Origin of the sequence: Pseudomonas sp. R62 (assembly GCF_000257605.1) — a bacterium.
GTDB classification, from domain to species: domain Bacteria; phylum Pseudomonadota; class Gammaproteobacteria; order Pseudomonadales; family Pseudomonadaceae; genus Aquipseudomonas; species Aquipseudomonas atacamensis.
In genome coordinates, this window is record NZ_JH635998.1 from 184,744 (window position 1) to 195,971 (window position 11,228).

Annotated in this window: 11 protein-coding genes; 3 read left to right on the forward strand and 8 right to left on the reverse strand. The window is 60.5% G+C overall.

From position 1 onward, the window contains the following. Window positions 1–141 (forward strand): diguanylate cyclase domain-containing protein (locus OQK_RS29855; RefSeq protein ID WP_157221891.1); only part of this gene is annotated, 141 nt, incomplete at its 5' end. Between the two features lie 103 nt (window positions 142–244). On the opposite strand, the gene OQK_RS02305 is transcribed toward OQK_RS29855, so the two are convergent. The 7 genes from OQK_RS02305 to OQK_RS02335 form a co-directional block, all read right to left on the reverse strand. Next, on the reverse strand, window positions 245–1,006 hold the full coding sequence (locus OQK_RS02305; protein ID WP_404939496.1) for a TenA family transcriptional regulator: 762 nt from the start codon (window positions 1,004–1,006) through the stop codon (window positions 245–247). A gap of 79 nt (window positions 1,007–1,085) precedes the next feature. Continuing rightward, window positions 1,086–3,545 (reverse strand): EAL domain-containing protein, encoded by a 2,460-nt coding sequence (locus OQK_RS02310; RefSeq protein WP_016770931.1) that lies wholly within the window; start codon window positions 3,543–3,545, stop codon window positions 1,086–1,088. A 137-nt stretch (window positions 3,546–3,682) separates the two neighbouring features. Then, a complete protein-coding gene (locus OQK_RS02315) occupies window positions 3,683–5,500 on the reverse strand; it encodes an ABC transporter ATP-binding protein (protein ID WP_016770932.1) in 1,818 nt (605 codons plus the stop codon). Beyond that, window positions 5,493–6,095 (reverse strand): DsbA family protein, encoded by a 603-nt coding sequence (locus OQK_RS02320; protein ID WP_177318481.1) that lies wholly within the window; start codon window positions 6,093–6,095, stop codon window positions 5,493–5,495. The genes OQK_RS02315 and OQK_RS02320 overlap by 8 nt, the downstream gene beginning before the upstream one ends. A 35-nt stretch (window positions 6,096–6,130) precedes the next feature. Continuing rightward, the gene (gene trhO / locus OQK_RS02325; protein ID WP_016770934.1) at window positions 6,131–7,072 is read right to left on the reverse strand and encodes an oxygen-dependent tRNA uridine(34) hydroxylase TrhO; all 942 of its coding nucleotides are present in this window, start codon (window positions 7,070–7,072) and stop codon (window positions 6,131–6,133) included. A 296-nt stretch (window positions 7,073–7,368) separates the two neighbouring features. After that, entirely contained in the window at window positions 7,369–7,668 is a 300-nt protein-coding gene (locus tag OQK_RS02330; RefSeq protein WP_016770935.1) for a BolA family protein, read from the reverse strand. Window positions 7,669–7,680: 12 nt separating this feature from the next. Then, the gene (locus OQK_RS02335) at window positions 7,681–8,196 is read right to left on the reverse strand and encodes a DUF2059 domain-containing protein (protein ID WP_016770936.1); all 516 of its coding nucleotides are present in this window, start codon (window positions 8,194–8,196) and stop codon (window positions 7,681–7,683) included. A 191-nt stretch (window positions 8,197–8,387) separates the two neighbouring features. Here OQK_RS02335 and OQK_RS02340 point away from each other — a divergent pair, with 191 nt between their 5' ends. After that, window positions 8,388–9,782 carry a class II fumarate hydratase gene (locus OQK_RS02340; RefSeq protein ID WP_016770937.1) on the forward strand — a complete coding sequence of 465 codons (1,395 nt, stop codon included), beginning with the start codon at window positions 8,388–8,390 and terminating at the stop codon, window positions 9,780–9,782. An 85-nt stretch (window positions 9,783–9,867) separates the two neighbouring features. Here OQK_RS02340 and OQK_RS02345 read toward each other — a convergent pair whose 3' ends face one another. Further along, entirely contained in the window at window positions 9,868–10,821 is a 954-nt protein-coding gene (locus OQK_RS02345; protein WP_016770938.1) for a DMT family transporter, read from the reverse strand. Window positions 10,822–11,029: 208 nt separating this feature from the next. Here OQK_RS02345 and OQK_RS02350 point away from each other — a divergent pair, with 208 nt between their 5' ends. After that, window positions 11,030–11,221, forward strand: a complete 192-nt coding sequence (locus OQK_RS02350) for a DUF6316 family protein (protein ID WP_016770939.1) — start codon at window positions 11,030–11,032, stop codon at window positions 11,219–11,221. Window positions 11,222–11,228 lie beyond the last annotated feature (7 nt).

Consider the following 11,228-nt stretch of genomic DNA (forward strand, 5'->3'; position numbering starts at 1 on the left):
CAGTTGATCGAGATCACCGTGAGTCTGGGATGCTCGACGTTACTGCCGGGCGAATCGGCGGACAGCTTGCTGCGCCGGGCCGACAGTGCGTTATATGTCGCAAAGCGCGAGGGGCGGAACCGGCTGGCGATGGCCGGCTGAAAAACAATTGTGGGAGCGAGCCTGCTCGCGAAGAGGGAGGGTCAGACAACGATTCGTTGCATGACCCACCGCTTTCGCGGGCAGGCTCGCTCCCACAGTTCGATCAGCTTTCGGTTACGGTCCGGCGCTCGCGGTTGACCAGCAAGCGCTCCGAAGTCTCCAACTGCATGCACCGCTCGAGAAACAGGTACATGTAGTCATAACTCTTGCAGATCGCCTGCCGCAGCTCGGCCTGCAACGCCTTGCTCGGGTTCAGGCCGGCGAGGGTGCAGATGATTTCCAGCGCTTCCCACGGATGGGCATCGTCGTACTGGGCATGCATCTTCAACCACTTCATCGCGCGCTTGCGGTCCTCTTCCGGGAACGCCGCGGCGTAGACCCCGGTCGAGCAGACCACCGCTGACCACTCCCCGGTCGCCCCCTCGATCGCATAGTTGGTCGCGGCAATCGCCACGATCAGCGAATCCGCCGAGCTGGTGTGCCAGCACCAGTGACTCAAAGCGTGCAGCTCCGGCGGCACTTGCTGGGCCTGGAGGTCTTCGAGACTGACGCCATGGGCGCGGCTCCAGTGCATCCAGTAGTCGGCATGGTTGAGTTCGACGCGGATGTTGCGCATCAGCCAGCGCCGCGCCATGTCTTCGCCGGGATGGCGGGCAAAGCGAGTCTTGGTCAGGTTCTGCGCCATGTACAAGGCAAACTGCTCGACCACCGGCCAGCCGCCGATGAGGTACTGGCGCATGGTTTTCGCGCTGAGTCTGTTGTCGCGCATGCGCTGATAAAGTTCATGTTCGACAACCCGGCGCTTGCTCTCGCTGCAGTCCTTGATGAGCTGTTGCGCCCAGGCAGGATAACTTGCAGCTTCCATGAGGGGTCCGGTTCGGTTGAATGTGTCGATCACTGTTCGGCTCCTTTTGAGTTGTGATGGCAAGGATCGGCGAGAGACTTCAACGGAACGTGCCAGGCGCTTTGAACAACAACGGCTGCGGTCTGGCAGGGCGACTTTGCAAACTGTCACAGGTAAATAACTGCGGGCGCTCGATGACATACCCCTGAGCGTAATCCACACCTATTTCAAGCAATGCCTGTTCGATCTGGTTAGTTTCAACAAACTCGGCAATTGTCTGCTTACCCATAACATGGCCAATGTGATTGATCACTTCGACCATTGCCCGATTAATCGGGTCGTCCAGCATATCCTTAACGAAACTCCCGTCGATCTTCAGGAAGTCTACAGGCAAATGTTTCAAGTAAGCGAATGAAGACATTCCGGCACAAAAGTCATCCAGAGAAAAGTGACAACCTAAGCCTTTGAGTTCATTGATAAAACGAATTGCACTGCCAAGATTTGCGATTGCACTGGTTTCAGTAATTTCAAAACAAATCATTTCAGGCGGTATAGCGTAGTTAACAAACTGTTCCCGCAGGAAGTGCAAAAACGCGTCATCTCCTATAGTAATGCCTGACAGATTAATCGCACACATCGCCAAAGGAAGTTCATGTTCCTGTTCAATACACTGGGCAATAACCTTGAAAACATTTTCAACTACCCAGCGATCTAACTGGGTCATCAAACCATATCGCTCCGCTGCCGGAATAAAACTGTCAGGCAAAATCATCCGCCCGGATTCATCATGCAAACGCAGGAGGATTTCGATGTGTCCGGCCTGGCCGGGTTGCGGCTTGAGCGGTGCGATCTGCTGGGCATAAAGGCAGAAGCGGTTTTCTTCCAGCGCCATATGCAGGCGCTGCACCCAAGCCATTTCACCGAAGCGCATGGACAGTTCTGAATCATCGGCATGGTAGACCTGCACGCGGTTGCGGCCTTTTTCCTTGGCCATGTAGCAAGCCATGTCCGCCGCACGCAACGAGGCCTCAAGGCTGGTGGGATTCTGCGCGATATGCACCAGGCCGATACTGACGGTGGTCAGGAACGGCCGCCCCTTCCAGACAAAATGCAGGTTCTGCACGGTCTGGCGCAGGCTTTCGGCAATCTTCTCGGCGATGTCCGGCGGGCAGTTCTCGAGCAAAATCCCGAATTCATCGCCGCCCAGTCGCGCCAGGGTATCGCCCTCGCGCAAGTCTGATTGCAGCAGCGTGCAGATGTGCCGCAGCAACTCATCGCCCGCCGCGTGCCCGCAGGTGTCGTTGACCAGTTTGAACTGGTCGAGATCGAGGAACATCAGCGCGTGCCGCCCGGGCTGGCGCGTCAGTTTGTGCAAGGCCTGTTCGAGGCGATATTCGAATTCGCGGCGGTTGGCCAGCCCGGTCAGCGCATCGTGAGTCGCCTGCCAGGACAGATTGGCGATGTACTGCCGCTCTTGGGTCATGTCGTGCAGCACCAGCACCGTGCCGCTGACGTTGCCGGCATTGCGGATCGGCGCGCCGACCAGGGTCACCGACAGGGTGCTGCCGTCCAGACGCTGAATCAGCTTGGAATGTTCGCTGCCACCGCTGAGCTGGCCGCTGAGAATGTGCTCGATCAACGTCAGCCCTTCGGTCTGGGCGTTATCGTCAAGCAGGTTGAACAGCGCCGACAACGGCAGCCCCGCCGCCTGCTCGGCCTTCCAGTGCGTCATGGCCTCGGCGGCCGGATTCATGTAATCAATCGCGCCGTTGACGTCAGTGGTGATCACGCCATCGCCAATCGACTGCAGCGTGATATGCGCGCGATCCTTTTCCAGTTGCAGCGCCTGGGCAAACTCATGGCGTTGCCTGAGCAGTTTGTGCGTGCGCCACAGCGCCAGCGCGATCAGACCCAGCGCGGTGGCCAGGTTGGTGAACAGCAGCAGGCGCATGATCACCCGCGAGCCTTCGCCCAAGGCATCGCTAAAAGCCCTGGCCGCTGGGGTGACTGCATCGTTGATGGCGAAGATCTGTAACTTCCAGCGCTGCACATCGCCGGGACTGGCCTGGTTCTGCGCAATGCCTTGGTGCATCTCCTGCGCAACTTCGTGCAATCGGTCGAGATAGGCATCGCCAATCGTCCAGCGATCGATCGCGGTTTCCAGATAACTGTAGTGGCGGAAATTGAGGTATAGCCAGATGACGCTGGAGACATCGTCTGGATGATTGCCGCCCTTGAGAATGCCTTCGCGCGCCGCTTGCAGATCCGGCGGCTGACGATCGAGCGCCAGGCGCAATTGGTGCCCGCCCTGGGGCACGGCGATCGCCGTCAGGTATTTGCGATAGATCGCCTCGTCACGGCTGTCGGCGTAGAGGTTGAGGTAATAGATGGCGTCTTTCTGGCCCTTGGACCACAGGCTTTCGCCAGCGACGTAGCCACGCACGGCCGAAAGCACGTAAAGGCTCACGCCCCCCAGTAATGCCTGGAACACCACGACAGCAATAAAGGGCCAGACGATACCCAACAACCGTGGTGTTCCCAGAGTCTGCTTTTGCTTCATGAGAGTCCTTGCATGAGCACTGCCCGCTCGCCTTCCGGGCGAATTCGCTATGACGAGACTAGGTGGGGTTCTCGTTCAAGGCAAGGCGCGGCGTTACACCGCGCGCAGAACCTCTGACAGGTCGGCGAGGGTTTCGATCAGTGCTGTTGCAAGTTGCCGTAGAGCTTGGCGTACAGACCGCCGTCGGCGATCAGTTGGCGATGGTCGCCGTCCTCGGCGATCTGCCCGCCGTCGAACACCAGCACGCGGTCCGCCTGTTTCACCGCCGACAGGCGATGGGCAATGATCAGCGTGGTGCGGCCATGGAGAAATTTCGCCATCGCCTGGTGCAGGTTGTACTCGGTGGCGGCATCAAGGGCCGAGGTGGCTTCGTCGAGAATCACCACTTTCGGCTCGGCGAGAATCATCCGCGCAATCGCCAGACGCTGGCGCTGACCGCCGGACAAACGCACGCCGGAGCGACCGACGATGCTGTCGAGGCCGTTGGGCAGCGCGCGAATGGTCGCGGCCATTTGCGCAATATCCAGAGCCTGCCAGCAGGCTTCGTCGCTGCGCATGCGGCCCATGGTCAGGTTGGCGCGCACGCTGTCGTTGAACAGCGCCGGATGCTGCAGCACCACCGCGACGTTCTCGCGCACCGTCTCCAGACCGATCTCCTGCTGGGTCGACCCGCCAAAGCGAATGGTCCCGGCCGCTGGCGTGTACAGACCCAGCAGCAACTGCACCAAGGTGCTTTTGCCGCCGCCGCTGGCGCCGACGATCGCGACTTTTTCGCCGGGCAGGATCGACAGGTTCATCTGATCCAGCACCAACTCGTCGCCATAACCGAAACTCAGGCCTTGCACCTCGATGCCGACGGTGTCGCGCCCCTTGAACGGATCGATGCCGCCGGGATACTGCGGCTCGTCGGCACGCGCCAGCAGTTCATTGATCCGCGTCAGCGCACCGCCCGCTGCGTAGTAGGCGTATTGCAGATTGAGCAGCTGTTCGACCGGGCCGATCATGAACCACAGGTAACTGAACACCGCGAGCATCTGCCCGATCGACAGGTCGGAAAACAGCACGGTGAGCATCGCCGCCGCGCGGAAGATGTCGATGCCGAACTGGAACAACAAACCACTGGCGCGGTTCGAGGCGTCGGTTTTCCACTGCGAGTTGACTGCGTAGTTGCGCACCTCCTGCGCGCGCAAACCGAGGCGCCCGAGGAAATAGCCCTGACGATTGCCCGCGCGCACTTCCTGAATCGCATCGAGGGTTTCGCTCAGGGCCTGAGTGAAGCGCGAGGTGCTGTCGTTCTCGAGTTTTTTCAGGTGCTTGACCCGCTTGCCCAACTGCACCGTGGCGTAGATCACCAACGGGTTGAACAGCAGAATCAGCAGCGCCAGCTTCCAGTGCATCCACATGAGGATGCTGGCGGTGCCGACCAGGGTCAGCATCGCGACGAGGAAGCGGCTGAGGGTTTCGCCGACGAATTTGTCGAGGGTATCCAGATCGGTGACCAAATGCGTGGTCACCGTGCCGCTGCCGAGGCTTTCGTATTCGCCGAGGGAAATGCGCTTGAGCCGCTCGATCAGGCGCACGCGAATGCGGTAGACGATGTCCTTGGCCAGGCGCGCGAACAATCGCGACTGCAACACGCCAAAACACAGGGCGCTGCAACGCAAGGTCAGGGTCACCACCAGCATCAGACCGATATAACCCGCCGCCTGCTGCCACATGCTCGGCAGAAAGTGGTTCATGACTTTCAGCGCGGCATCGCCGTGGCCGAGCAGGACTTCGTCGACCAGCAATGGCAGCAGCAAGGGAATCGGCACGCTGCACAGCGTCGCCAGCACGGCCACGCCGTTGGCGATCCACAGGGATTTCTTGTGATGCAGTGCCAGACGCCGGACTTCAGCCCAGCTCAGCCGGTCGACACGCTCTACGGCTGGCGTGTCATCGGCGCCGTCAGACACAGGCCGCGCGCTCCAGCCAGCGGCCGAGCAACGGCGACAGCTCGCTGAGCGGTTGATAGCCATTGGTCAGCAGCGCCAGTTGCCCGTTGCGCTCGGCCAGCAGGGTCGGAAAACCGGCGATGCCCAGATCCTGTACCCAGGTGAAATCAGCCTGGGTCGCCTTGTGCTGATCGGCATGATCGAACAACGCCGCGAATTCGATACGCGGCACACCGGCCTGCTCTGCCAGTTCGACCAGCACGCTGGCCTGGGTGACATCGCGACCTTCGGCGTAGAACGCCTGCTGGATCAGCCCGACCAGTTTCCACGCGCAATCCGGCGCCAGACTGCGCGCGGTGACAATCGCGCGACAGGCAGGCTCGGTGTCGTAGACAAAACCGTCGGGCAACGCGCCATCGAACTTGAACGGCTGGCCGGTGGCCTCGGTGACAGCTTGCCAGTGCTCGAGAATATAGCGCCGCGTGGTCGGCTCCAGCGCCGAGCCACTGCCGGTGCGCAGACCGCCAACCACCAGATGCAGCTCGACCCCGGCTGCCTGCGCTTGCTCGACCAGTGCCTTGGCCACCGGAGCAAAACCCCAGCACCATGAACACATCGTATCCATCACATAGAGCAGGCGCGCAGACATGGTTAAGCCTCGGTGGATGCTTGCTTATAGTTGTAGCCGATCGGGTGCGGCTGGTTGCGCGCCTTGGCCAGTTCGATCTGCTTTTGCCGATCGATGGCGCTGCGCCGGGTTTTCTCGCTGAGCTTGTCCCAGCAGTGCGGGCAACTGATGCCGGCGACGTAGTGCTCGGAGGCGCGATCTTCAACACTGACCGGCGTGCGGCAGGCATGACATTGATCGTAGTCGCCTTCCGTCAGGTCGTGACGCACGGTCACGCGGTTGTCGAAGACGAAGCAGTCGCCGCGCCACTTGGTTTCTTCCTGCGGCACCTCTTCGAGGTACTTCAGGATGCCGCCCTTGAGGTGGTAAACCTCTTCGAAACCTTCGCCGAGCATGTAGCTCGAGGCTTTCTCGCAGCGAATGCCGCCGGTGCAGAACATCGCGACCTTCTTGTGCACGGCCGGGTCGAAGTGTTCTTTGATGTAGTCGGGAAACTCGCGAAAACTGGTGGTTTTCGGATCGATGGCGCCTTCGAAGGTGCCGATCGACACTTCGTAATCGTTGCGCGTGTCGATCAGCAGCACTTCCGGGTCGCTGATCAGCGCGTTCCAGTCCTGCGGTTCGACGTAGGTGCCGACCTTCTTGTTCGGGTCAACGCCTTCAACGCCGAGGGTGACGATCTCTTTCTTCAGCTTGACCTTGGTGCGATAGAACGGCTGCTCGTCGCAATACGATTCCTTGTGGTCGATGTCGACCATGCGCGGATCGTTCTTGAGCCAGGCGAGCAGACCGTCGATGCCTTCGCGGCTGCCGGAAACCGTGCCGTTGATGCCTTCTTCGGCGATCAGCAGAGTGCCTTTGATGCCGTTGTCGACCATCGCCTGCAGCAGTGGCTCGCGCAGGTCAACGTAATCTTCGAGGGTGACGAACTTGTACAGTGCCGCCACGACAATCGGTTGTGTCATGGGTATTTCTCCAGGTGGCTACCCTCGCAAAGGGTGAACCGGATTCAAAAAAAACGCGCCGGCTAAGCGGCGCGTTGCGGATTCTAGCAAAAACATGATGTGTTTTGGATTTACTCAGTCTTTTGTGACAACACAAAACCTGTGGCGAGGGGATTTATCCCCGTTGGGTGGCGAAGCAACCCTAAACCCATTCAGCCCCGTTCCTTCTGCCAGGACCGTGGTTACAGGGTTTACGACTGCTGCGCAGCCGAACGGGGATAAATCCCCTCGCCACAAAAATCCCGCCACATCCAAAATCAGTGTTTGCTACCGCCAGCACAGGTCGGCGACGCCGGGGCGCCGTCGATCTCTGCCCATTCCTGCGGTGTGTAGGTGTGCAGCGCCAACGCATGGAACTCGCCCATCAGCTCGCCGAGCGTGCCGTAGACTTTCTGGTGGCGCTTGACCCGGTTCAGGCCTTCGAACTGCGCGCTGACCACCACCGCCTTGTAGTGGGTCTGTGACCCGCGACTGTGCATGTGGCTTTCATCCAGCACTTGCAGGTGCTCAGGCTGTAACAGGGCCAGCGTCGATTCGATGCGTTGTTGCATGGTCATCACGAACTCCGCTTACTTCTTCTTGGCTGGCGCCGCGGCCGGGGTCAGCTCTTTGGTCATGTCGTCGAGCAGCTTGTTGACCACTGGCACCGCGCTTTCCAGTTTGCCCTGGGTCATCTGCGCCGACTGCTGGGTCAGCTGCGGCATTTTTTCCAGGACTTTCTTGCCCAGTGGCGACTGGTAGAAGGCAACCAGATCTTTGAGCTCGGATTCGCTGAAGTTGCTGGTGTAGAGCTTGACCATGTCGGGCTTGAGCTTGTTCCAGCCGATGGCCTGGTCCAGCGCAGCGTTGGCCTTGGCCTGGTAGGTTTCGAGCACGGCTTTCTTCGACTCAGGCGCTTTGGTCTGTTCAAAGCGCTGGGCGAACATTTGCTGCACTTGCATGTACACCGGGGTACCCAGCTTGTCAGCGTGAGCCAGCGTCAGGAAAGCTTCGGCACTGGCGTTGTGGCTGGCGGTATCGGCAAGCACCTGGCCGCTGGCGCAAACCAGTGCAACCGCGGTACAGATGGCGCGAAGACGAGTCATCGAGTTTCCTTTAAGCAAAGCGAGGTCGAACCCCAAGGGCGACCATTCTGCGCCTAACAATCGCTGTGGCTCAACCCCCGGCCCTTGCCGCGCTTGATTGGCGGGGTTTTGCGGTCAACAATCGAGCCGATGGAACCACCCGGGCCGACGCCGGCCTAAATTGCGCCAACAGACCAACAGGAGTGTGCACGATGAGCCGTATCGAAACCGACAGCCTGGGCCAGATCGAGGTCCCGGACGACGCTTACTGGGGTGCTCAGACGCAACGCTCGCTGATTAACTTCGCCATTGGTCAGGAACGCATGCCGCTACCGGTACTGCACGCCCTGGCCCTGATCAAGAAAGCCGCCGCACGGGTCAACGACCGCAACGGCGACCTGCCTGCCGACATCGCCCGCCTAATCGAACAGGCCGCCGATGAAGTCCTCGCCGGCGAGCATGACGAGCAGTTCCCGCTGGTGGTCTGGCAGACCGGCAGCGGCACCCAGAGCAACATGAACGTCAACGAAGTGATCGCCGGTCGCGCCAACGAACTGGCCGGCAACCCGCGCGGCGGCAAGTCGCCGGTGCACCCGAACGATCACGTCAATCGCTCGCAAAGTTCCAACGACTGCTTCCCCACCGCCATGAGCATCGCCACCGCCAAAGCGGTGCAGGAACAACTGCTGCCGGCGATTGCCGAGCTGTCCGGCGGCCTCGCTGAACTGGCGGCACGGCACATGAAACTGGTGAAGACCGGGCGCACGCACATGATGGACGCGACGCCGATCACCTTCGGTCAGGAACTGTCCGGCTTCATCGCGCAACTGGATTACGCCGAGCGCGCGATTCGTGCCGCGCTGCCGGCGGTTTGCGAACTGGCTCAGGGCGGCACCGCCGTTGGTACGGGTTTGAATTCACCGCACGGCTTCGGTGAGGCGATTGCCGCTGAACTCGCAGCACTGTCCGGTTTGCCGTTCGTCACCGCGCCGAACAAGTTCGCTGCACTGGCCGGTCATGAACCGCTGGTAACGCTGTCGGGTGCGCTGAAAACCCTCGCCGTGGCGCTGATGAAAATCGCCAACGACTTGCGTCTGCTGGGCTCAGGTCCTCGCGCAGGTTTCGCTGAAGTGAAGCTGCCGGCCAACGAACCGGGCAGCTCGATCATGCCCGGCAAGGTCAACCCGACCCAGTGCGAAGCGCTGTCGATGCTCGCCTGTCAGGTGCTCGGCAATGACGTGGCGATCGGTTTTGCCGCCAGTCAGGGGCACTTGCAGTTGAACGTGTTCAAACCGGTGATCATCCACAACCTGCTGCAATCGATCCGTTTGCTGGGAGACGGCTGCAGCAACTTCCAGCAGCACTGCATCGCCGGGCTCGAACCGGATGCCGAGGTCATGGCCAAGCATCTGGAACGTGGGCTTATGCTGGTGACCGCGCTGAACCCGCACATCGGTTATGACAAGTCGGCGGAGATCGCCAAGAAGGCCTACAGCGAAGGGCTGACTTTGCGTGAGGCGGCGTTGCAGCTGGGTTATCTGACTGATGAAGAGTTCGATGCCTGGGTGCGGCCGGAGAACATGATCGAGGCTGGCGCCAAGGGCTAAAGCAAAAGATCGCAGCCTTCGGCAGCTCCTACAGGGAAACGCATTCCAATTGTAGGAGCTGCCGCAGGCTGCGATCTTTTGATCTTCAGGCCATGCGCATCCGCCGCGCCCTGAGCCCGGCAATCAACGATGGCCCCAACGCCACCAGCGCCGAACCCAGCACCACCAGCACCGCCCCGCCATAGCCCAGCGCATTGATCTGCTCGGCATGCACGTAGTCCGGCCAGATCCGCGCCGCAATCGCCACCGCCACAAACGTCACCAGCGGCGTGATTGCCAATGTTGCGCTGACCCGCGATGCTTCCCAGTGCGCCAGCGCTTCGGCGAATGCGCCGTAGGCGATCAAGGTGTTCATGCAGCACGCCAATAGCAGCCAGCCCTGCAACGGGCTCAGGTTCAGCGCTTCAAGCGGATGCACCCACGGCGTCAGCAATAGCCCGCAGAACAGATAGATCACCATCATCACCTGCAACGAATTCCACACCGTCAGCAATTGCTTCTGGCCCAGCGCATAGAAGGTCCAGACCGTCGACGCCAGCAGCACCAAGAGCACGCCGGCGGTGTAGTCGGACAGCGAAGTCAGCAGCTCGGCCAGGCGCTGATTGAAGAACAGGCCAAAGCCGATCAGCAACACCAGCAAGCCGATGCCCTGGCCGATGCTGAAGCGCTCCTTGAACACGAACAGACTGGCGATCAGCAGCATGATCGGACCCATTTGCACCACCAATTGCGCAGTGCCGGGGCTGAGCAGGTTGAGGCCCATCAGGTACAACACGTAATTGCCGACCAGCCCCAGCACCGCCATCAGCACCAGCCAGCCGCCCTTCGGCCCGAGCACTTTGCGACTTGGCAGGCGCTTCACCGAAGCCAGATAGATGAACAGGCAGCCACCGGACACCATCAGGCGAAACCAGGTCACCGTGACCGGGTCCATCACCTGCAATACCTGTTTGAGCTTGATCGGCAGGATGCCCCACAGAAACGCGGTCAGCAGCGCCAGGAACAGTCCGTACACCCAGCGCCCCGATGAAATGTGCATGCGAACCCCGAAAGCCTGCTGACAAGAACACTCATTCTAGGCGTCCGGCTGCGCACAACACAGGGACAGTTACCGGCAGGCCGCGAATGAAACTGTGCAGGTCGCAGCAGTAAACCGGCGCGCCGCCGTTGATCGGCCGGGCAGGCGCACCAAGTGCTTCAGGCATAAGCTGATTGCAGACTTTTCAGCGCATATCAGGGAGACCGACATGTACGCCATGCGCGCCGAGGACAGCGCCCCCGCCACCCGTTTCCGCAGCGACCGCGTGTGTCGGGTCAATGGCGAGCTGTATTTCAGCACCCGGGAAAATACCCTTGAAGGGCCGTTCAAGGGTCAGGTGATCGAGCGGGAGATTCAGGCTTATATAGCGCGGATGCAGCGGCAGGGTTCCAAGGGCTAACCGTGTT

Excerpts from the sequence above, each read along its gene's own strand:
- OQK_RS02310 (WP_016770931.1), bottom strand. The coding sequence starts at position 3,545 with ATGAAGCAAAAGCAGACTCTGGGAACACCACGGTTGTTGGGTATCGTC.
- OQK_RS02330 (WP_016770935.1), bottom strand. The coding sequence starts at position 7,668 with ATGACCATGCAACAACGCATCGAATCGACGCTGGCCCTGTTACAGCCT.
- OQK_RS02335 (WP_016770936.1), bottom strand. The coding sequence starts at position 8,196 with ATGACTCGTCTTCGCGCCATCTGTACCGCGGTTGCACTGGTTTGCGCC.
- trhO (WP_016770934.1), bottom strand. The coding sequence starts at position 7,072 with ATGACACAACCGATTGTCGTGGCGGCACTGTACAAGTTCGTCACCCTC.
- OQK_RS02340 (WP_016770937.1), top strand. The coding sequence starts at position 8,388 with ATGAGCCGTATCGAAACCGACAGCCTGGGCCAGATCGAGGTCCCGGAC.
- OQK_RS02320 (WP_177318481.1), bottom strand. The coding sequence starts at position 6,095 with ATGTGTTCATGGTGCTGGGGTTTTGCTCCGGTGGCCAAGGCACTGGTC.
- OQK_RS02350 (WP_016770939.1), top strand. The coding sequence starts at position 11,030 with ATGTACGCCATGCGCGCCGAGGACAGCGCCCCCGCCACCCGTTTCCGC.
- OQK_RS02345 (WP_016770938.1), bottom strand. The coding sequence starts at position 10,821 with ATGCACATTTCATCGGGGCGCTGGGTGTACGGACTGTTCCTGGCGCTG.
- OQK_RS02305 (WP_404939496.1), bottom strand. The coding sequence starts at position 1,006 with ATGGAAGCTGCAAGTTATCCTGCCTGGGCGCAACAGCTCATCAAGGAC.